General features: G+C 68.4%; 21 protein-coding genes. 14 read left to right on the top strand and 7 right to left on the bottom strand.

The genetic code is table 11. The annotated features are described in order from the left end of the window. Nucleotides 1–9 precede the first annotated feature (9 nt). Nucleotides 10–483 carry an acyloxyacyl hydrolase gene (locus tag WCE59_RS08850; RefSeq protein ID WP_343258390.1) on the bottom strand — a complete coding sequence of 158 codons (474 nt, stop codon included), beginning with the start codon at nt 481–483 and terminating at the stop codon, nt 10–12. On the opposite strand from WCE59_RS08850, the gene cutA reads away from it, so the two are divergent. From cutA to accC, 6 genes are all read left to right on the top strand, one after another. After that, complete coding sequence (gene cutA, locus WCE59_RS13790) at nt 482–820, top strand: divalent cation tolerance protein CutA (RefSeq protein ID WP_449284135.1); 339 nt, start codon at nt 482–484, stop codon at nt 818–820. The genes WCE59_RS08850 and cutA overlap by 2 nt on opposite strands. An 8-nt stretch (nt 821–828) precedes the next feature. Further along, nucleotides 829–3,186 (top strand): protein-disulfide reductase DsbD family protein, encoded by a 2,358-nt coding sequence (locus WCE59_RS08840; protein WP_343258389.1) that lies wholly within the window; start codon nt 829–831, stop codon nt 3,184–3,186. After that, the gene (locus tag WCE59_RS08835) at nt 3,183–3,782 is read left to right on the top strand and encodes a TlpA disulfide reductase family protein (RefSeq protein WP_343258388.1); all 600 of its coding nucleotides are present in this window, start codon (nt 3,183–3,185) and stop codon (nt 3,780–3,782) included. Before WCE59_RS08840 ends, WCE59_RS08835 begins: the two co-directional genes overlap by 4 nt. 153 nt (nt 3,783–3,935) lie before the next feature. Continuing rightward, on the top strand, nt 3,936–4,388 hold the full coding sequence (gene aroQ / locus WCE59_RS08830) for a type II 3-dehydroquinate dehydratase (protein ID WP_343258387.1): 453 nt from the start codon (nt 3,936–3,938) through the stop codon (nt 4,386–4,388). Between the two features lie 52 nt (nt 4,389–4,440). Next, nucleotides 4,441–4,926, top strand: a complete 486-nt coding sequence (gene accB / locus WCE59_RS08825; protein WP_343258386.1) for an acetyl-CoA carboxylase biotin carboxyl carrier protein — start codon at nt 4,441–4,443, stop codon at nt 4,924–4,926. A gap of 10 nt (nt 4,927–4,936) precedes the next feature. Then, nucleotides 4,937–6,304 (top strand): acetyl-CoA carboxylase biotin carboxylase subunit, encoded by a 1,368-nt coding sequence (accC, locus tag WCE59_RS08820; protein ID WP_343258385.1) that lies wholly within the window; start codon nt 4,937–4,939, stop codon nt 6,302–6,304. On the opposite strand, the gene WCE59_RS08815 is transcribed toward accC, so the two are convergent. Both WCE59_RS08815 and WCE59_RS08810 read right to left on the bottom strand, forming a co-directional pair. After that, nucleotides 6,287–6,742, bottom strand: coding sequence for a hypothetical protein (locus WCE59_RS08815; protein WP_343258384.1), 456 nt, complete (start codon nt 6,740–6,742; stop codon nt 6,287–6,289). The genes accC and WCE59_RS08815 overlap by 18 nt on opposite strands. Next, complete coding sequence (locus tag WCE59_RS08810) at nt 6,739–7,713, bottom strand: hypothetical protein (protein WP_343258383.1); 975 nt, start codon at nt 7,711–7,713, stop codon at nt 6,739–6,741. Before WCE59_RS08810 ends, WCE59_RS08815 begins: the two co-directional genes overlap by 4 nt. A gap of 183 nt (nt 7,714–7,896) precedes the next feature. On the opposite strand from WCE59_RS08810, the gene prmA reads away from it, so the two are divergent. From prmA to purD, 5 genes are all read left to right on the top strand, one after another. Then, nucleotides 7,897–8,820 (top strand): 50S ribosomal protein L11 methyltransferase, encoded by a 924-nt coding sequence (gene prmA / locus WCE59_RS08805; protein WP_343258382.1) that lies wholly within the window; start codon nt 7,897–7,899, stop codon nt 8,818–8,820. Nucleotides 8,821–8,829: 9 nt separating this feature from the next. Further along, a complete protein-coding gene (locus WCE59_RS08800; RefSeq protein WP_343258381.1) occupies nt 8,830–9,765 on the top strand; it encodes a DUF3426 domain-containing protein in 936 nt (311 codons plus the stop codon). Between the two features lie 126 nt (nt 9,766–9,891). Beyond that, a complete protein-coding gene (gene fis / locus WCE59_RS08795) occupies nt 9,892–10,164 on the top strand; it encodes a DNA-binding transcriptional regulator Fis (RefSeq protein WP_343258380.1) in 273 nt (90 codons plus the stop codon). Nucleotides 10,165–10,168: 4 nt separating this feature from the next. Continuing rightward, nucleotides 10,169–11,758 carry a bifunctional phosphoribosylaminoimidazolecarboxamide formyltransferase/IMP cyclohydrolase gene (purH, locus tag WCE59_RS08790; RefSeq protein WP_343258379.1) on the top strand — a complete coding sequence of 530 codons (1,590 nt, stop codon included), beginning with the start codon at nt 10,169–10,171 and terminating at the stop codon, nt 11,756–11,758. A 346-nt stretch (nt 11,759–12,104) separates the two neighbouring features. Further along, nucleotides 12,105–13,409 carry a phosphoribosylamine--glycine ligase gene (purD, locus tag WCE59_RS08785; RefSeq protein ID WP_343258378.1) on the top strand — a complete coding sequence of 435 codons (1,305 nt, stop codon included), beginning with the start codon at nt 12,105–12,107 and terminating at the stop codon, nt 13,407–13,409. 9 nt (nt 13,410–13,418) lie between these two features. Here purD and WCE59_RS08780 read toward each other — a convergent pair whose 3' ends face one another. Then, nucleotides 13,419–13,757, bottom strand: a complete 339-nt coding sequence (locus WCE59_RS08780; RefSeq protein WP_343258377.1) for a hypothetical protein — start codon at nt 13,755–13,757, stop codon at nt 13,419–13,421. Nucleotides 13,758–13,935: 178 nt separating this feature from the next. Between WCE59_RS08780 and WCE59_RS08775 the strand changes: the two genes are divergently transcribed. Further along, nucleotides 13,936–15,855 (top strand): MFS transporter, encoded by a 1,920-nt coding sequence (locus WCE59_RS08775; RefSeq protein ID WP_343258376.1) that lies wholly within the window; start codon nt 13,936–13,938, stop codon nt 15,853–15,855. 221 nt (nt 15,856–16,076) lie between these two features. On the opposite strand, the gene nudC is transcribed toward WCE59_RS08775, so the two are convergent. Genes nudC through WCE59_RS08760 form a run of 3 tightly spaced genes read right to left on the bottom strand, consistent with a single transcriptional unit; the run spans nt 16,077 to nt 18,090 of the window. Beyond that, the gene (gene nudC / locus WCE59_RS08770; RefSeq protein WP_343258375.1) at nt 16,077–16,946 is read right to left on the bottom strand and encodes an NAD(+) diphosphatase; all 870 of its coding nucleotides are present in this window, start codon (nt 16,944–16,946) and stop codon (nt 16,077–16,079) included. 38 nt (nt 16,947–16,984) lie between these two features. Then, nucleotides 16,985–17,362, bottom strand: a complete 378-nt coding sequence (gene erpA, locus WCE59_RS08765; protein ID WP_343258374.1) for an iron-sulfur cluster insertion protein ErpA — start codon at nt 17,360–17,362, stop codon at nt 16,985–16,987. Nucleotides 17,363–17,394: 32 nt separating this feature from the next. Beyond that, nucleotides 17,395–18,090: a DUF6776 family protein gene (locus WCE59_RS08760; protein WP_343258373.1), complete on the bottom strand. Its 696-nt coding sequence runs from the start codon at nt 18,088–18,090 to the stop codon at nt 17,395–17,397. Nucleotides 18,091–18,244: 154 nt separating this feature from the next. Here WCE59_RS08760 and WCE59_RS08755 point away from each other — a divergent pair, with 154 nt between their 5' ends. Together WCE59_RS08755 and WCE59_RS08750 are read left to right on the top strand one after the other, a co-directional pair. After that, nucleotides 18,245–18,832, top strand: coding sequence for a DUF4126 domain-containing protein (locus WCE59_RS08755; RefSeq protein ID WP_343258372.1), 588 nt, complete (start codon nt 18,245–18,247; stop codon nt 18,830–18,832). Nucleotides 18,833–18,898: 66 nt separating this feature from the next. Continuing rightward, nucleotides 18,899–20,713, top strand: a complete 1,815-nt coding sequence (locus tag WCE59_RS08750; RefSeq protein WP_343258371.1) for an EAL domain-containing protein — start codon at nt 18,899–18,901, stop codon at nt 20,711–20,713. The last annotated feature ends 72 nt before the right edge of the window (nt 20,714–20,785 follow it).

Raw genomic sequence — 20,785 nt, 5'->3', positions numbered from 1 at the left:
GCGCAGCGGTCAGAACCGCCAGGTGGCCATCAGCATGGTTTCGCCGTCGTTGGGCTGCTTGATGCTGGCGTTGGAAATATGCCGGGCCAGCAGGGCGAAGCGGTCCCAGCGCCAGCCCACGGTGCTGATGAACTGCGGATTGCCCGACAGCGCATCGGTATGGCCGATCTGCAGGCCGGCGCCGAACCCTGCGGTGAACCCGCTGGTGTGCTCCCAGCGCAGCCCGCCATGCACAACCACCGCGTTCTCATCCAGGTTCAGGCGGGTGTTGTCGCGACCGTGGACATACATGGCGCCGACATCCCAGAGCAGCTGGCCGCTCCAGGCCTCGCGCCAGTAAGGCTGCCAGGCCACCGCGCCGATGGCGGTGGTTTCCGAGTCGCGGGTGACCGACACCGCGGCACCCACCTCCACCTGGGCCAAGGCGTGAGGGGCGCAGGCGAGCAGCATCAGTGCAAAGGCGGAGCGGATCAGTCTGTGCATGGTGGCGGTACTTGTGCTTGAGGAGGACTGGGGCCGGCTGAAGGGAGGGCGGCGGCGTGCAGCCCCTGTTCATCCGGATGCGCAAGTTTATAGCTCCTTCGCTGCAGCACCCTGTATAGGCGGCGTTCCCGCCCGGGACGTACCGTTCCATACAGGCCAACGTCACGCTCTCGCGCTACCCTATGGGATCAACCGCAACGTACGAGCCAATCTGTCCGTGGCACCCGTCCTGCCCTGTCTTTGCAACTGCCCCGACCGCGCCAGCGCCACCCGGATCGCACGCGATCTGGTCCAGCGCCGCCTGGCCGCATGCGTCAACCTGGGCCGGCAGGCTTGAGTCCGCTCATGCGCCGATTCCGGGCCCTGCTGCTGGGCGTCACCCTGCTGGGAGGGGCGGCGGTCCAGGCGGCCGGCGTTGATCCGGATGAGCTGCTGCCGATCGAAGATGCGTTCCGCCTCAGCGCGGTGGCGCCCGCCCGCGACCGGGTCGAGATCCGCTTCGACGTAGCCGATGGCTACTATCTGTACCGGCATCGCATGGGCGCCAGCGCCGAAGGCTTCGACAGCGGCGAAGCGATTTGGCCCGCCGGCATTGCCCATGTGGACGAATTCTTTGGCGAGGTCGAGACCTACCGCCAGCAGGTCACCGGCGTTCTGGAAGGCCAGGCCGCACCCGGCACCCAACGCCTGCAGCTGAAGGTCCGCTACCAGGGCTGCGCCGACCTGGGCGTGTGCTATCCGCCGGACACGCGCACGATCACGGTGGACCTGCCCGCGGCCTCTGCGCTGACCGCCGCACCGGCCCCGGGCGGCGGCGACGGCCTGGCCGCGCTCGGCCGGGCACTGCAGGGCAGCGCTGCGGGTGGCGGCGCCATTGGCACTGGAGTGGATGGATCGGCCCAGCCGCTGCCCCTGCCCGAGGAGCAGGCATTCGGTTTTGAAGCCATCGTTGGCGACGGCGACACCATCCTGATGCGCTTCACCCCGGCACGCGGCTACTACCTGTACCGGGACCGCAGCAGCTTCAGCATCGAAGGCGCGGCCGGCATTGCGGCAGGCCAGCCGGACTGGCCCGGAGGCGTTGACCACAACGACCCCTATTTCGGCGACACGGTGGTGTACTTCGACCAGATCGACGTGCCGCTGCCGCTGCGCCGCAGCCACCCGGATGCCGCCACGGTCACCCTCACCGCGACGTTCCAGGGCTGCCAGGACGAGGGCATCTGCTATCCGCCGATGACCCGCAGCGTGCAGGTAGCAATGCCGGCCGGCACCGTGACGTCGTCGGCGACCGCTGCCGAAATGGCGCCGCCAACACCCACGCCGGCACCCACGCAGCATCCGGACCCGGCCGCCACGCCCGCAGACCCCTTCTCCGATGCCCGGCCGGAAGCCGCCGCAGCGCCGCCGCCCGCATCCAGCGCCACACCGGTTGCAGCTGAGGGCGCCGCTGCCGACAACGCCGTGCGCAGCACCGCGCCGCCGCTGCCTCGGGGCGGCCTGCTGAGCGCTCTGGCACTGGGACTGCTGGGCGGATTGATCCTGAATCTGATGCCGTGCGTGCTGCCGATCCTGTCGCTCAAAGTGGTGGGACTGGCGCAGAGCGGCGGCAGCCGGGCGACCGCGCGCAGCCATGCGCTCTGGTACACGCTGGGCGTGCTGAGTGCATTTGCGGCGATCGGCGCGCTGGTGCTGGCGCTGCGCTCGGCCGGCGCGGCGCTCGGCTGGGGGTTCCAGCTGCAGCAGCCGTGGTTCGTCGCCCTGCTGGTGTACCTGATGTTCGCGGTGGGACTCAGCCTGTCCGGGGTCTTCAGCATCGGTGGCGGACTGGGAAATGCCGGCCAGCAGCTGGCCGCGAAGGGCGGGCGCACCGGCAACTTCTTTACCGGGGTGCTGGCGTGCGTGGTCGCCAGCCCCTGCATCGCGCCATTCATGGGCGGCGCGCTGGCCTTTGCCTTCACCGCATCCGCGCCGGTGGCAATGACCGTGTTCCTGGCGCTGGGCCTGGGCCTGGCCCTGCCGTTCCTGCTGATTGGCTTCGTGCCGGCGCTGGCTTCACGCCTGCCCAAACCCGGGCCGTGGATGGAAACGCTGCAGCGCTTCATGGCCTTCCCCATGTACCTGACCGCGATCTGGCTGGCCTGGGTGCTGGGTCGTCAGCACGGGGTGGACGCGATGGCGCTGGTGGCCGCGGGCCTGGTGCTGCTGGCACTGGGTCTGTGGTGGTACGAGCGCAAGCGCTGGAGCGGTTCGATTGGCGGGCGGGTCTTCGCCGTGGCGGTCCTGCTGATGGCGCTGGTGCCGGTGATTGCGGTGGCCCGCCTGCAACCTGCCGCCACGTCCGTGCAGGACAGCGCAGGCACGGCTGCCTGGTCGGCAGAGCGCCTGGCGGCCCTGCGCGCCGAAGGCCGCCCGGTGTTCGTCAACATGACCGCCGACTGGTGCGTGACCTGCAAGGCCAATGAGCAGCGCGTGCTGGCGCGCGAACCGTTCCGCACCGCGCTTGCCGACACCGGCGCCGCCTATCTGGTCGGCGACTGGACCAACGTGGATTCGGCGATCAGCGAATTCCTGCAGGAGCACAACGCCGTCGGGGTGCCGCTGTATGTGGTCTATCCCGCCGACGGCGGCCCGGGCGAGGTGCTTCCCGCCCTGCTGAGCGACGACATCGCCATCGGCGCGCTGCAGCGGGCTGCCCGATGAAGCTGACCACTCCCCGGATCCTGCTGGTGGCGCTGGCCGCGGGCACGCTCGGCATCGTCGCCAGTCTGATGATGAGCGGACCGGGCCCGCTGCTGCGCACCGAACCGGGCCAGCGCCTGGCCCAGCAGGTGCTGCAGGCCAACGCGCCGCCGGCACCGGAAGGCGTGGAGGTGGCCAAGCGTGGCGGCCCGGTGCCGCATTTTTCGGTGGCACAGCTGGACGAGGGCCAGTGGACCCTGCCCGACGACTTCTCCGGCCAGCCGCTGCTGGTCAACATCTGGGCCAGCTGGTGCCCGCCGTGCATCGAGGAGATGCCCGAGCTGGACCGCTTCGCCCGGGCCCAGGGCAGCGACGGCGTGCAGGTGCTCGGAATCGCGCTGGATGATGCCCAGGCCGTGCGCGATTTTCTTGCCGAGGTGCCGGTGGAGTATCCGCAGGGCATCGACAGCCCCGGCAACGCCGACGCGGGCGTGCGCCTGGGCAACCCGCGCGGGGTGCTGCCGTATTCGGTCCTGATCTCCGCCGACGGGCAGGTGCTCAAGCAGAGGATCGGGCCGTTCGAGCACGGCGAGATCGATGGCTGGGCGCGGCACTGAGTCCTGACCGGCCACGCCCCGCCCAGGCGGCCGGAAATCCGCCAAACTCAAACAACCGCTTAAAATCCCCTAACATCGTCGAACTGGACAGGAATATCCGGTTTGCCGCAGACTGCGCGACTGTTTTGACGAAGACACCGCACCCGGCACCCGATGGCGAACCTCCTGCTCCTGCACGGCCCCAATCTGAACCTGCTCGGCAGCCGCGAGCCGGAGATCTATGGCCGCACCACGCTGGCGCAGATCGATGCCGGTCTGCAGGATCAGGCGGCAGCGGCCGGCCACCAGCTGCAGACGTTCCAGTCCAACGCCGAGCATGCGCTGGTCGAACGGATCCAGGCCGCGGCGTCGGACGGCACCGACTTCATCCTGATCAATCCTGCCGCCTTCACCCACACCTCGGTGGCGATCCGCGATGCGCTGGCCGCCGTCGCCATCCCGTTCATCGAGGTGCACCTGTCCAACCCCCATGCGCGCGAACCGTTCCGCCGCACCAGTTATTTCAGCGACCTGGCAGTGGGCGTGGTGTGTGGCTTCGGCCCGACCAGCTACACCCTGGCGCTGACTGCGGCGCTCGACCGGCTTGAAGCCGGCATCGACCGCTGATTCCAGATCCGAATCAACCTCCCTATCCACCACAGATATTCACGAGGCCGACATGGACCTTCGCAAGATCAAGAAGCTCATCGACCTGCTCGAAGCGAGCAACCTTACCGAGATTGAAATCAAGGAGGGCGAGGAATCCGTGCGCCTGTCACGCGCCCCGGCCGCTCCGGCCCACGCCGCGCCGACCATGATCGCGGTGCCGCGCCAGGAGCCGGTGATGCCGATGCAATCGCCGGTGCAGGCTGCCACCGGCGGCCGCGCAGCCGAAGCCGAAGCGGCCGATGCCGGGCCGGCGCTGCCCGACGGGCACGTGGTCACCTCACCGATGGTGGGCACCTATTACACCGCCCCATCGCCGGACAAGCCGCCGTTCGTCACCGTCGGCCAGACCGTGGCCGTGGGCGATACGCTGGGTATCGTCGAGGCGATGAAGATGTTCAACCCGATCGAAGCCGACCAGGCCGGCACGGTGGTTGCGATCCTGTGTGAGAACGGCCAGCCGGTGGAGTTCGACCAGCCGCTGTTCGTGATCGGCTGAGGCCGCGCCCATGCTCGATAAAGTCGTTATTGCCAACCGCGGCGAAATCGCCCTGCGGATCCTGCGCGCCTGCCATGCCCTGGGCATCCGCACGGTCGCGCTGCATTCCACCGTGGACCGCAACCTCAAGCACGTGGCCATGGCCGACGAGTCGGTGTGCATCGGCCCGGCGCCCTCCCACCGCAGCTACCTGGACATGCCGGCCATCATTGCCGCGGCCGAGGTCACCGACGCCCAGGCCATCCATCCCGGCTACGGCTTTCTGGCCGAGAACGCGGACTTCGCCGAGCGGGTCGAACAGTCCGGCTTCATCTTCATCGGTCCCAAGGCCGACACCATCCGCCTGATGGGCGACAAGGTCGCCGCGATCAAGGCCATGAAGGAAGCCGGCGTGCCGTGCGTGCCGGGCTCCGACGGCCCGCTGGGCGACGATGCGGCAGTCAACATCAAGCTCGCCCGCGAGATCGGCTACCCGGTGATCGTCAAGGCCTCCGGCGGCGGCGGCGGGCGCGGCATGCGCGTGGTGAATACCGAAGCGGCCCTGGCCAACGCCATTTCCACCACCAAGTCCGAAGCCAAAGCGGCGTTCGGCAACGACGTGGTGTACATGGAGAAGTTCCTCGAGGATCCGCGCCACATCGAGATCCAGGTGCTGGCCGACGGCCAGGGCAACGCCATCCACCTGGGCGAGCGCGACTGCTCCATGCAGCGTCGCCACCAGAAGGTGGTGGAAGAAGCGCCGGCCCCGGGCATCACCGATGAGCAGCGCGCCGAGATCGGCCGGGTGTGCGTGGACGCGTGCCTGCGCATCGGCTACCGCGGCGCCGGCACCTTCGAGTTCCTGTACGAGAAGGGGCGCTTCTACTTCATCGAAATGAACACCCGCATCCAGGTTGAGCATCCTGTCACCGAGATGGTCACCGGCATCGACCTGATCCGCGAACAGCTGCTGATCGCCTCCGGGCGTCCGCTGTCGATCCGCCAGGAAGACGTGGTGCTGCGCGGCCACGCGATCGAGTGCCGCATCAACGCCGAGGATCCGGACAGCTTCCTGCCCTCACCGGGCATGATCCAGCATTACCACGCTGCCGGCGGCGCGGGCGTGCGGGTGGACTCACATATCTACGCCGGCTATCGCGTGCCGCCGGATTACGACTCGATGATCGGCAAGCTGATCGTGCACGGCTCGGACCGCGAACAGGCGATCTGCCGCATGCGCGTGGCGCTGAGCGAGATGGTCATCGACGGGATCCGCACCAATATCCCGCTGCACCAGCGGATCATGCGCGACGTGGGCTTCCAGCAGGGTGGACAGAACATCCACTATCTGGAAAAGCGCCTGTCCGAGCGCCGCGACAAGTCACTGTCGATCAGCTGACGGCCCGCCATCCGCGCGACGGATGGCGGGTACGGCCTGCAGCTCGCCCGCCGGGGTCATCATTTCCCCGGCGCGCAGCTGCGTGTCGGGCAGCAGCTGCACGCCCGCCTTGGACGACTGGCTGACCACGGTCACGTATTCGCTGGAACCGTCCGGCCAGATGACCTTGAACGTGCTGCCCGGCGGCAGCGCGGAGAACGGCGTGCCGCTCTGCGCCCGGTACACCGCCGCCAGCTGGGCCGCGCCCCCGATGCGCGCCTCGGCCGTCGAATCCACGCTGGTCACCGCCACCTGCGACAGGCTGTCGTGCTCCTCGCCCACCAGGGCATGCACCATCACCCCGACCGCAGTCACCGAATAGGCCCCGAACAGCGCCACCCACAGCCAGAACCGCAGACGCGGCAGATAGTTCTTCTTCATCGCGCAGTTTTGTTTCATCGCGGTACTCCCTCGCCCAACAGCGAGCCAACCATTTCATCAAGTGCCTTCCGGCCACGCCGCGGGACCGCGGAATCGTGGACGAAGGCGGGAAAATCCTGACGCGCATCGCGGGAACAGATGCCCCCGTTCACGCAGTAGGAAGTCATCAGCGCGCCATCCGCGGCGCAGTCCAGGCCGAGCGCGCAGGCCCCCAGCTGCCAGGCCAGCTCGGCCATTGGCGTACCGGCCAACTGGCCGGCATAGGCGTGATCCCCATTCGCGGCCAGGCCCATGGCCGGTGCCAGCGCGGAGAATGCCTGCGCATCGCCCGAAGCCTGGACCCGGTCCACCAGATCGCGCCGGTACCCGGCCTCGTCATCAAGCGGCTCGCCCATGGCCAGCAGCGCAGCCTCGGCCGCCAGGCTGCCCGCTTCGGCAGCCTCCACGCGGTACCAGAGCACCAGCTCACGGTCGATCCCGTCGATCGGGGAGAACTGCCGGCAGCGGTGTGCCACCCGCTCGCGCGCCGCCGCCATCGATGCAGACGTCGTGAACCCCATGCGCCCCAGCTGGTCGGTGTCGCGGGCGAAGCCGGTCGGATCCGCGGCGTGCGCGGCGCAGTAGTCATAGACCCTGCTGACCATCCAGGCAGCCTCGGCGCCTCCGGCCAGCGCTGCGGGCAGCAGCCGGTGCACGAAGGCATGCAGGTCGTCGGCGCTTTCAAACGCCTTGGCCAGGCCCTGCGGCCCGGCAGCAAGCGGATCTACCGCGAAAGCTGTCGGGGTAGCCGGGATGGCTTGCGGGTGCCGCACGGCACCGGCCCCCTGCAACGACAACCCGCCAGAACGTCCGGTGATCACTGCGGCGGGATCGTCGACCGGCTCGACACCAGGCACGGTGCCGCCGCCATCACCCCACAGGGCATACAGCAGTGCCAGCAGCAACGACGCCAGCAGTGCGAACAACACCGCCGGCCGGTTGAGCGCCATGTCCATCGGATATCGCAATCGCGGCGACCGCTCTGGTCGCGTTTCCGGGAAAGCCGGATGGTAAAACAAACCCGCCGGTCTGACTTGAACGCCGCCCGTGACCGCGCCGCACCACCGTCCGCTTTACCCCGTGCGCCGGGCAACGCACCATGCCCGCCTCCCCCTCTTTCGCGGAAAAGCTCCATGCCCTATCTGGAACTGGCCCTGCGCTGCAGCGAATCCGAGCAACCGCGCTACGAGCGCGCGCTGGAAGACGTTGGCGCCCTGGCCGTGACCCTGCTCGATGCCGATGCCGACACCACCAACGAATCGGCAATCCTGGAGCCGGGTGTGGGCGAAACGCCGCTGTGGCACTCGCTGTCGCTGAGCGCGCTGTTTCCCCACGACGCCGACGGCCTGCTGCTGCTGGCGGCGCTGGAAGCCTTTGATCCGGGCCTGGACTGGTCCCGGGTGCAGTTCCAGGTGATCGAGGACCAGGACTGGGAGCGGGTCTGGATGGATACCTACGCGCCGCTGCAATTCGGCCGGCGCACCTGGATCGTGCCGTGGAACCACGAACTGCCCGAAGCCGCTGCGGACGCCGACGCTGCGGTGATCCGGCTCGATCCGGGCCTGGCCTTTGGTTCCGGCACCCACCCAACCACCTCGCTGTGCCTGCAGTGGCTGGATGCGCTGGCCGACGCGGGTGCGCTGGACGGCGCCCAGGTGCTCGACTACGGCTGCGGCAGCGGCATCCTCGCCCTGGCGGCGCTGCGACTGGGCGCCGCCGGCGCGGTGGGGGTGGACAACGACCCCCAGGCGCTGGCCGCCAGTCGTGACAATGCCGAGCGCAATGGCCTGTCCGCGGCGCTGGAGCTGTATTCACCGCAGCAAACGCCCGAACGCGCCTACCCGGTGGTGGTCGCCAACATCCTTGCCTCGGCCCTGGACGGGCTGGCGGACACCCTGGCCGAGCGCACCGCGCCCGGTGGACGCATTGCCCTGTCCGGCATCCTCGACGGGCAGGAGGAAGCGCTGCTGCGCCGCTACCGGCCGTGGTTCGAACACCTCGCCCTGGCCCGGGAAGGAGACTGGGTTCGCATCGATGCAGTGCGCCGTCGTGATTGAATAGGCGCCATGTTCATCAACTGTCCGAACTGCGGCGCGCTGGTGGCCACCAACCTGGCCACCGACCTGCCGCCCGAGCGCTGCCCGAGCTGCCGATTCGGACTGCGGGCCCAGCCTGACAGCACAGCGGCTGAAGCCGGGATCGCGGCTGCCCCGGCAGCAACCACACCCGCTCCAGTCGCGGGCCGGCCGGCGCCTGCCGCTTTCGTGCCACTGCGGCCGTCACGCCCGTCCGAGGTCGCTGAGGAGCAACCCTCCACGCCTGTTGAGGTGGTCGCAGCTGAGCCTGAAACTCCTGACACCAACGACAACCAAGACACCCCCAAAACTCCCGACAGCCTTGATGCACCCGTACAGCCGGAATCCGCCGACCCCATCCCGGTCGCCGAGCTTCCAGCTTCAGATCCCGTCCTTCCAGTTGCCGCGCCGGACGTTCGATCCGCGCCGCGCTTCGCGCTGACGCGCCGGGGCAACAAGACCGCACCCGGCTGGCGCCTGATCGCCGTCGCCGGCGGACTGGTCCTGCTGCTTGTGATCCAGTTGCTGCTGGCGGAGCGCACGCGCCTGGCCAACCATGCCGCATGGCGGCCGGTGGTCACCGCACTGTGCACCGTGCTGCGCTGCCAGCTGCCCGTCTGGCGCGAGCCGGCGGCCATCACCGTGCAGCAGCGCGATGTGCGCCCGGTGGACGGCCGTGCCGGCGTGCTCCAGGTCAGCGCCACCATCAATAATGAATCGCGTCGGGCACAGGCTTGGCCGCGCATCACCCTGACCCTGTCCGACATCGACGGCCGCGCGCTGGGCATGCGCACTTTCGAGCCGGCCGAATACCTGCTCCAGCCGCCGGCGAACATCACCCTGGCCAGCGGTGAGGCCGCCGCGATCGGCCTGGAGATCGTGGAGCCCTCACCACACGCGGTCGCCTTCAACTTCAGCTTCCACTGATGCCCCACATATTGGCGCCTGCCGCCCCGGCGGGATAGACTGGCCAGCCCCTTGCCGCACCCCCGGCCGCCTTCGCGGCCGCCGTCGCTGGCGGCAAGCGCTGCAACGCATCACCGGGAAGAACCATTGGACTCCTCTGAACGCCCTACAGCCGCCAATCTCTCCGGCCCGCGGACGCCCCTGCGCGATCACGTGGCCAAATCGATACGGCGCTACCTGGGTGATCTCAACGGCAGCGGCACCGACGACCTGTACCAGACGGCGCTGCGTGAGCTCGAGATCCCGCTGTTTGTAGAGGTGCTCAATCACTGCGATGGCAACCAGAGCCGTGCCGCCGGCATGCTCGGCATCCACCGCGCCACCCTGCGCAGGAAGCTGCGCGAATACGGCCTGAGCTGACCCCATGACCACCCCTGACCGCCTGCCCGTGCGCCGGGCACTGCTGTCCGTGTCCGACAAGACCGGACTGATCGAACTGGCCCGCGCGCTTGCCGCGCACAACGTGGAACTGCTGTCCACCGGCGGCACCGCGAAGGCGATCCGCGAGGCGGGCCTGGCCGTGCGCGATGTGTCCGAAGTGACCGGTTTCCCGGAAATGATGGACGGCCGGGTCAAAACCCTGCACCCGGTGGTTCACGGCGGCCTGCTCGGCCGCGCCGGCACCGACGACGCGGTGATGGCCGAACACGGCATCGGCGCGATCGACCTGCTGGTGCTGAACCTGTACCCGTTCGAGCAGGTGACGGCGAAGGCCGATTGCACCCTGGCCGACGCGGTGGAGAACATCGACATCGGCGGCCCGGCAATGCTGCGCAGCGCGGCCAAGAACTTCGCCCGCGTGGCCGTGGCCACCTCGCCGGACCAGTACGCCGACCTGCTTGCCGAGCTGGAAGCCAACGACAGCCAGCTCTCGGCTGCCACCCGTTTTGCGCTCTCCGTGACCGCGTTCAACCGCGTGGCCCAGTACGACGCGGCGATCAGCAGCTACCTGTCGGCAGTGACCGACACCGCCAGCGCGGTGCCGGCACGCAGCGCGTTCCCGGCCCAGGCCAACGGCAGCTTCATCAAGGTCATGGACCTGCGCTACGGCGAGAACCCACACCAGCAGGCCGCGTTCTACCGCGACCTGCATCCGGCGCCGGGTTCGCTGGCCACCTTCGAGCAGCTGCAGGGCAAGGCGCTGAGCTACAACAACATCGCCGACACCGACGCGGCGTGGGAGTGCGTGCGCCAGTTCGACACGCCGGCCTGTGTGATCGTCAAGCACGCCAACCCCTGCGGCGTGGCTGTTGGCGCGGGCGTAGGCGAGGCCTACGAGCTGGCCTACGGCACCGACCCGACCAGCGCCTTCGGCGGAATCATCGCCTTCAACCGCACCGTGGACACGGCGACGGCCAAGGCCATTCTCGACCGCCAGTTCGTCGAAGTGCTGATCGCACCGGACTATGAGGACGGCGCGCTGGAATACGCCACGAAGAAGGCCAACGTGCGCGTGCTGCGCATCCCGATGGCTGCCGCGGCACCCGGCTTCATGGATACCAAGCGCATCGGCTCGGGCCTGCTGATGCAGACCGCCGACGACCGCGTGGTCACCCGCGACGAGCTGCAGGTGGTGTCAAAACTTGCCCCCACCGAGGCCCAGTTCACCGACCTGCTTTTTGCCTGGAAGGTGGCCAAGTTCGTCAAGTCCAACGCGATCGTCTATGCGAAGGACAACCGCACGATCGGCGTGGGTGCCGGGCAGATGAGCCGGGTGTATTCGGCGCGCATCGCCGGGATCAAGGCCGTTGACGCGGATCTGGTGGTCGAAGGCTCGGTGATGGCGTCCGACGCGTTCTTCCCGTTTCGCGATGGCATCGACGCCGCGGCCGAGGCCGGCATCAAGGCGGTGATCCAGCCGGGCGGTTCGATGCGCGACGCCGAGGTCATCGCCGCCGCCGACGAGCACGGCATCGCCATGGTGTTCACCGGCGTGCGCCACTTCCGCCACTGAGATCCGCCCCCCAGCGCCGGCGTCGCCCCTGTAGGAGCGCGCCATGCGCGCGAAGCCGCGTGAATCCTGGCTTTCCTGATGGGCGTAGCCTACGTGGGCGGGCCAACGCGTCAGCCCTTGGCGGGACACGCAGGCAAGTACGTCCATGTACGCTTGTCGGCGACGTCCATGTCGCCGACAGTCCCGCCAAGGGCTGACCCGCCGGCCCCTCAACCTTCGCGGCCATCACTCCGTGATTGAAGGTCACGCGGCTTCGCGCGCATGGCGCGCTCCTACACCTGTGACCCAGCGGCAGCGGTCTTCCGTGCGGCGGTAGAATGTCCGCCTGGCCATCGGGAGCGGCACCGTGAAAATTCTTGTCATCGGCGGCGGGGGCCGCGAGCATGCATTGGCCTGGAAGCTGGCGCAGTCGCCGCGGGTGAGCGAAGTGCTGGTGGCGCCGGGCAACGCCGGTACCGCCACCGAGGACCGGTGCCGCAACGTCGATGTTGCCGCAACCGATCTGGACGGCCTGCTGGCCCTGGCCCGCGATGAAGGCGTGGCATTCACCGTGGTCGGCCCGGAAGCCCCGCTGGTTGCCGGCATCGTCGATCGCTTCCGCGAGGCCGGCGTGGCGATTTTCGGCCCCACCGCCACGGCGGCCCGGCTCGAAGGCAGCAAGGCGTTTGCCAAGGAGTTCCTGGACCGCCACGGCATTCCCACTGCCCGCCATGAGGTGTTCACCGACACCGTGGCAGCACTCGAATACCTGAAGGCCCACGCCGCCCGCAATGGCGAGAACGCGCCCATCGTGGTCAAGGCCGACGGCCTGGCCGCGGGCAAGGGCGTGATCGTTGCCGCCGATCTGGTCGAGGCCGAGGCGGCGGTGACCGACATGCTGTCCGACAACGCCTTCGGCGAGGCCGGCTCGCGGGTGGTGATCGAGGAATTTCTTGATGGCGAGGAAGCCAGCTTCATCGCCATGGTCGATGGCACCACCGCGCTGCCAATGGCTACCAGCCAGGACCACAAGCGCGTCGGTGACGGCGACACCGGCCCCAACACCGGCGGCATGGGCGCCTATTCCCCGGCGCCGGTGGTCACCCCGGAACTGCACGCGCGCATCATGCGCGAGGTGATTGAGCCGACCGTGCGCGGCATGGCCGCCGACGGCGCGCCGTTCACCGGCTTTCTCTATGCGGGCCTGATGATCACCGCGGACGGCACGCCCAAGGTGATCGAGTTCAACGTGCGCTTTGGCGACCCGGAAACCCAGCCCATCATGATGCGCCTGCAGTCCGACTTCACCGAGCTGCTGCAGGCCGGGATCGAGGCCCGCCTGGATTCAGCCAAGCCGCAGTGGGATCCGCGTCCGGCGGTGGGCGTGGTGATGGCAGCCGAAGGCTATCCCGGCACCCCGCGCACCGGCGATACGATCAACGCCTGGGACGTGCCCGAGCCCGAAGACAGCAAGATTTTCCACGCCGGCACCCGCATGGAAGGCGAACACGCGGTCACCGCCGGCGGCCGCGTGCTGTGCGTCTGCGCGCTGGGTGACACGGTTGAAGCGGCGCAGCAGCGCGCCTACTCGGCCGTGGCCGGGATCTCCTGGCACGGCGAATTCCACCGCCACGACATCGGCTGGCGGGCGATCGAGCGCGAACGAAGCTGAAGTCGCCTGCTAGCCGCGCAGCAGGCAGGGAATCTCGACCAGCACCACGGCGGCGGCCATGCCCACTGCAAACCACTGCAGGGCGCCGAGCAGCTTCGGCTCCTTGCCCTTGCGTGCGGCGCCCACGCCGCCGATCACCAGCACCGCCATCAGCGGCACTCCCAGCAATACCCAGCCCCAGGCCGCGAAAGCGAGGGTGTCGCCCAAGGTGTGGGCAGGTCCGCGGGCCCACAGCAAAGGGATTGCCAGCGCTGCCGCCCCGGCCACCGCCCAGGCAGCCGGCCCAATCCATCCCCCCGATCTGCCATCAACCAGCGGCTTTGCACGCGGTACTGATGCTTCGGACATCCAGCCTTCTCCCGTCAGCTGTTGCGGCGCGGCAGCATTGCCGGCGCAACTCCCGTCTAACACAGCCGCGCCCCGGCCTGCAATATTGCGCCGCACCACATTCGCCCCGGAACCGGCCCTTCCAGCGGTGCCTGCAACCGTGCTCTGGTAGTCTGCGCCGCTTGCCAAGGAGCCCCGCATGGCCGGTCAAAGCCAGTTTTCCCTGCTGATCCAGCGCCGCTTCCTGCCCTACTTCACGGTGCAGGCGCTGGGGGCATTCAATGACAACGTGTATCGGCAGGCAATCATCGGCCTGCTGTTCTTCCTCGGCGTGAGCAGCGAGGAGCGCACGCTCTACACCAACCTCGCCCCGGCGCTGTTCATCCTGCCCTACTTCCTGTTTTCCGGGATCGCCGGGCAGATCGCCGAACGGATGGAAAAGCAGAAGCTCATCGTGGTCACCACCACGATGGAGATCTTCATCATGGCCACCGCGGCGATCGGGTTCATGACCTCGAACATGGCCGTGCTGCTGGTGGCCCTGTTCGGCACCGGCCTGCAGTCGGCGCTGTTCGGGCCGGTGAAGTATTCGATCCTGCCCTCGGTGCTCAAACCCGAGGAGCTGACCGGGGGCAACGGGCTGGTGGAGATGGGCACCTCCATTTCGATCCTGTGCGGAATGATCTACGGCGGTCTGGTGTTCCAGGTGGCCGGCAGCTGGGGGCCGGAGGCTGCGGCGGCCTCGGTCATCGCCCTGGCGGTGTTCGGCAACCTGGTAGCGCGCACCATCCCCAGGGTGGATGCCGGCGATCCGTCGCTGCCGGTCAACTGGAACCCGATCCCGGAAAACATCGCGGTGTGGAAGCTCACCCGGCGGGTGCCGGCGGTCCGCAACGCGGTGCTGGGCGTTTCCTGGTTCTGGTTCATCGGCACCATGCTCACCGCCCAACTGCCCACCTATGCCGAGGTCAACCTGGGCGGCGCGCAGGGACTGTATATCTTCGCCCTGGCACTATTTTCAGTCGGCGTCGGGGTGGGCTCGCTGCTATGCGAGAAGCTGTCGGCGCGCACGGTGGAGATCGGCCTGGTGCCGCTGGGTGCGCTGGGCATCAGCGCCTTCATGTTCGACCTGTACTTCGCCCGGCCCGGCGAGGCGCTGGCAGCGGGACTTGGCGTGGCCGACTTCCTGCAGGCCCCGGGCAGCTGGCGGACCGTGATGGACCTGACCGGCATCGGCCTATTTGTGGGCTTTTACGTGGTGCCGCTGTTCGCGCTGATCCAGAGCCGCTCGCCGCGCAATGAGCTGTCGCGGGTGATCGCCGGGATGAACATCCAGAATGCGGCATTCATCGTCTCGGCCGCGATCGTTGGCATCGCCGTGCAGCGCTTCCTGGACTGGAGCATCCCGCAGATGTTTCTGGCCCTGGCCATCGCCAACCTGGTGGTGGCGACGTACATCATCACCATCGTGCCCGAGTTCCTGATGCGCTTTCTGAGCTGGGTGCTGGTGCGCACGCTGTACCGGCTGCGGATCGAAGGCATCGAGGAACACGTGCCGGACGAAGGACCGGCGCTGCTGGTCTGCAACCACGTCAGCTATATGGACGCGCTGATCCTGGCGGCCAGCACGCCGCGGCCGGTGCGCTTCGTGATGTATCACCGCATCTTCGACATCCCGGTGCTGCGCTGGATCTTCCGCACCGCGCGCGCGATCCCGATCGCGCCGGAGAAGGAAGACCCGGTACTGATGCAGCGCGCGCTCGACGAGGTCGATCGGACCCTGGCCGAAGGCGAGCTGGTGCTGATCTTCCCCGAAGGCCGGCTGACCGCGGATGGCAGGATCGCTCCGTTCCGGCGCGGGCTCGAGCGCATCGTCGAACGCGCCGCCGCGCGCGGGCAACAGGTACCGGTGGTGCCGATGGCCCTGCGCAACATGTGGTCAAGCATGTGGAGCCGGCGCAGCACATCTGCAGAAGCCGGACGCCTGGGAAGGATGCGGATGCCACGTCGCCTGCGGGCCCGCATCGGCGTCGCCGCCGGCCCGCCGGTCGCCGGCCCCGAAGCCAGCGCAGCGTACCTGGAAACCCAGGTAAAACAGCTGCGCGGCGACCTCCTGTAGGAGCGCGCCATGCGCGCGAAGCCGCGGGACCCCAATCATGGAGCGATGGCCGCGAAGATCGAGAGGCCTGCCCTGCCCACGCAAGCTACGCCCCATCAGGAAAGCCAGGATTCACGCGGCTTCGCGCGCATGGCGCGCTCCTACAGGGGGATAAGAGGGAGGCATGATTCGCGGCGGACGCAGGGTGGGTTGGTTCGAAGCGTCGGGGGCGTAGCCCCGACCTACCCGTACCAGCGTTCGATCAGCCAGCGGGAGATCGAGACGGACGGTGACAGCAGGATGCCCTCGTCCACGGTCTCGCCGCGCAGGGCGGCGCCGATTTCCTCGCGGGTAAACCAGCGCACGTCTTCCAGCTCATCGGTATTGGGCACCGGCTCGTCCGGCTCCGCGTCGGCTTCAAAACCAAGCATGAGCGAGGACGGGAACGGCCACGGCTGGGAGCCCAGGTAGCGGCTCGCGCGCACCCGCACCTGCGATTCCTCGAACACCTCCCGCTCCACAGTCTGCTCCAGCGTCTCGCCCGGCTCCACGAAACCGGCCAGCACCGACCAGCGCCGCGCGGGCCAGGTGGCTTCGCGCCCCATCAGCAGCCGCTCGCCATCCGACACCGAAACGATCACCGCCGGATCAGTACGCGGATAGTGCTCAATGTTGCAGGCCGCGCAGTGGCCGAGCCAGCCGGCTCGGGCGAAGGCCAGCGGGCCGCCGCAGGCGCCGCAGAACCGGTGCCGCGAGCGCCAGTGCAACACCGCCCGCGCCTGGGCAAAGGCCGTGGCTTCGCGTACCGGCCACAGCGCTGCCGCGGCGCGCAGGTTGATTCGGCCCTCGGCTTCCACCTCCGCCCGCTCCGCCGGCAGCATGAACCAGCCACGCTCCCCGTGCAGGCCCAGGAACACCGCATCCTCGGGCAGCGCCCCAGCCACTGCGCCGCCCTCCACCACAAGCAGCGCATCGTCGGCGGCGGTCAGCGCATTGCCGTCGGCATCAAGCAACAGCAAACGCGCCTGCGGCCACAGGGCTGCAAGCGCGGAGGGTGCGTTGCGCAGGTGTTCGGCGCGGTCGAGCGGCGCCCCGACGAAGGCGAATGACATGTCGCCATCATCGCACGGCGTACGCCGCCGGCAAGGGGTTACATGGTGAAGCTTGAGCCGCAGCCGCAGGTAGTCTTGGCGTTCGGGTTGCGGATGGTGAACTGGGCGCCGTGCAGGCTTTCCACGTAGTCCACCGCCGAGCCCATCAGGTACTGCAGGCTGAGCGGATCAACCACCATCACCACGCCGTCGGTATCCACGGCCAGGTCGTCCTCGGCCTGTTCTTCGTCAAATTCGAAGCCGTACTGGAATCCGGAGCAGCCACCGCCCTGGATGTAGACCCGCAGTTTGAGTTCGGGATTACCCTCGCTTTCCACCAGCTCCTTCACCTTGGCCGCGGCGGCGGGGGTAAAGTCGATCGGGCGCTGCAGGGACTGGTAGCCGGGTTCGGCTTCGGGGAGACCTACGATATCCATGCTGCTCAGGATGGGGGGCCGGAGGCCCCGGTTCAAGGTGCGGGAGTGGAACGGCCCGTCGCATCCGCCCACGGGAACGACTGTTCCTCCGCGTCGCCGCGGGCAGGCTTGGCGCGCACCGTGACCCGGGCCGGAGTAAAACCATCCGGCAGCACGATGTCGCCTTCCACCTGCTGGAAGTATTTGAACGAGTACTCCACCGGCGGCGCCTCATCGTGCTGGCGCAGATCAGACCACTCCAGCTGCTCCAGCCGGCCGTTGCGACTGCCTTCGATCGCCAGGGTCAGGCCGCCTTCGCTGGCCTGGCCGCGATCCAGGTTCTGGGTCAGCGTGGCGGCGAAGTGCCACACCCGGCCCTCGCCGGAGCGGATCTGCAGCTCATGCACGGTCAGTCCGCGGCGCTGTGCGGTCGAGCCAACGAAACGCTCATAAAAGGCCACCTCGGCGCGGAGCCCGGCCACCTGCTCCTCACGTTCGGCCAGTGCTCGCTGCAGCTCGCGGTTGGCCTCGCGGCTGATCTGGTCGGAGCGCGACAGGGTGGTCACGCGCTGCTCCAACCCTTCCACCTGTTCCTGCAGCACCCGCGGATCGTCCCCGCTGCCACCGCCAAACACGGTCAGCAGGCCCCAGATGCCAAAACCCAGTGACAGCAGGACCAGGGCGAACAGCCCATAGATCCAGTTCACGTGGATGTCGCGCCCCCCTGCAGAATGCTGGCCGTTGTCCATCCAGCCATGGTATCGCCCACTGGCGGCCCCGGCACCCCTGCCCCGGGCCAGCCGGGTTGGACAACATTCAGCCGCGCCGATCCGGCACCGCCACATGCACGGTTGCCTATACTTTGCCGGGAAGCGGTCCGCTCCGCGGTCGCCGGAGGCGCACATGTCCGAAGCACACCTGTTCGCAATCGGCATCCTGCTGGCCTGGCTGGCGGGAATCCGCGCCTACCTGACCGTATTTGGCGTGGGCCTGGCGGGCGCGCTGGGCTGGCTGGATCTGCCCGAGGCGCTGCAGGCCACCACCTCGCCCTGGGTGCTGGGCGTCTCCGGCGCGCTGGCCGCGACCGAGTTCCTGGCCGACAAGATTCCCGGCGTGGACTCGGCCTGGGATCTGCTGCAGACCCTGGCCCGGGTACCGGCGGGCGCCTTTCTGGCCGCCGCGGCATTGTCTCCGGATGGCGAACTGGGGGCCGGCATGCTGGCCGCCGGCGGCGGCGTGGCGCTGGTCAGCCACGTGCTCAAGTCGGGCTCGCGCGCCATGCTCAACACCTCACCGGAGCCGGTCAGCAACTGGACCGCTTCGATTTCAGAAGATGCCGTGGTAGTCGGGGCACTCGCTCTGGCCCTGGCCTATCCGTGGCTCGCACTGACCCTGGTGCTGGCCATCGGAATTTCCAGCGCACTGCTGGTGTGGTGGGTCTGGCGCTGGATCTTCAGGCGTCGCGCACGGCAGGCCACCACTCCGTCCTGAGTCGTCCGTCACAGGCCGCTGCTTCCGGCAGTTGCCTGTACCGGTCAATCACGGCACAGTCAAAAGATGGGGACTTCCAAAGACATTCCCCGCGCCGAATTTCCACCGGCGCGGTACTGGCGACGCTGGGGCATGGATGCTGCCCCGCCCAGCCTGCCTGCGCTGGAAGTCGACCCCGACAACGATCCCGTGGCGCCCGCTACCGCTGCTGGTCCGGCTGCGGCAGCGGCCGAAAGCGGTCAGCCGCCGTATCGCGTCCTGGTGGTGGAAGACGATCGCAGCCAGGGATTGTTCGCCGAGTCGGTGCTGGCCGGTGCCGGCATCCAGGCCCGGGCGATCTCGGATCCGGCCCAGGTCATGCACACGCTTGAGTCGATGCGCCCGGACCTGGTGCTGATGGACCTGCACATGCCGGCCATCGACGGCGCCGAGCTGACCGACATGATCCGCGCCCATGCCACCCTGGCGCATACGCCGATCGTATTCCTGACCGGGGACACCGATCCCGAACGCCAGTTCGAGGCGCTTGAGATTGGCGCCGACGATTTCCTGACCAAGCCGGTACGCCCGCGTCACCTGATCGCCGCGGTTGAAAACCGCATCATGCGCGCCCGCCAGCAGCAGGCCCAGCGTGCCGCCGCAAACGGCAACCTGGACACCGGCCTAGTCACCCGTTCGCGCATGTTCCAGCGCCTGGCTGCAGCCATCCCCAACGACTTCGGCAGCCTGTACCTGGTGCAGATCGAAGGCATGGGCGCGCTGCGCGAACGGCTCGGCTACAGCGCCCTGGAGGAATTGCTGGACGCGGCCGCCCGACGGATTGCCGGCCTGGCCGGCGAGCACGCCGCGGCGCGGATCAATGACAACACCTTCCTGGTCCACGCGGCCCAGGCGCTGGATATCGACGAATTCGCCCGCCAGTTGCGCGACGGTATGGCGCGACAGGAAGACGCTGACGGGCAGGCCCCGCGCCTGCGCGCCAGCGTGGGCTGCGCACCGATTACCCGGGCGTTCGCCAATGCCGGCGATGCCCTGACCGCTGCCGAGCAGGCCCTTCGCAGTGCCCGCACCCAGGCGCATGGCATCGCTGTGCACGCGCCGTCCGACACCCCGGACCAGCAAGCGACCGGCCTGGCCGGACAGGTGGCCAACGCCGTGACCGAACGTCGGATCGAGCTGGCATTCCAGCCGATCGTGGCGGTGGCCGGCGGCGACGAAGCCCAGTACCAGGTGCTGATGCGGCTGCGCGACGCCGATGGTGACCTGCTCACGGCGGCGCAGGTACTGCCGATTGCAGAGGCCGCTGGCCTGGTGCACGAGATCGACCGCCAGGTGCTCGAACAGGCGATCGCCGTGCTGCAACGTCAGCAGCGTTCAAGCGCCGGAGTGCGGCTGTTCGTGTCCCAGTCCGCTGGCAGCCTCGGTCGAATCGGCTATGCCGAGTGGCTGCTGGAGGCGCTGACCACGGCCGGGGTCGACACCGGCTCGCTGGTGATAGACGTGCAGCAGGATGATGCCCTGATCCAGGCCGTCGCGCTGCAGGAGTTCAGCACAAAGATGGTGCCGGCCGGCGTACAGCTGTGCCTGGGCCGTTATCAACCGGGCGGTGATATCGACGCCCTGCTGCCACAGCTTCCGCTGAGCTTTGTGCGCCTGGCCCCGGGTTTTTCCAGCAGGCTGGGCGAGCCCGAAGTGCGCGACCGCATGCGTGAAGCAGTAGAACGCGCGCATCGACTGGGCCTGCTGGTAATCGGCCAGCAGGTGGAAGACCCACAGGCGGCGGCCACGCTGTGGATGAGCGGCATTGATTTCATCCAGGGCAACCTGGTGCAACAGGCAGCAGGCGACCTGGACTTCGACTTCCACCATTCGGTGCTCTGATTATGCAAACGTTGGCAAGGACCCGCCCGTCTGCCCTCATCCTCCGCTGGCTCGCCCCGGCAGCGGCTTGCG

It is taken from the genome of Luteimonas qiangzhengi, assembly GCF_039548515.1.
Classification (GTDB): domain Bacteria; phylum Pseudomonadota; class Gammaproteobacteria; order Xanthomonadales; family Xanthomonadaceae; genus Luteimonas.
This window is presented reverse-complemented; position numbering and strand designations above follow the sequence as displayed.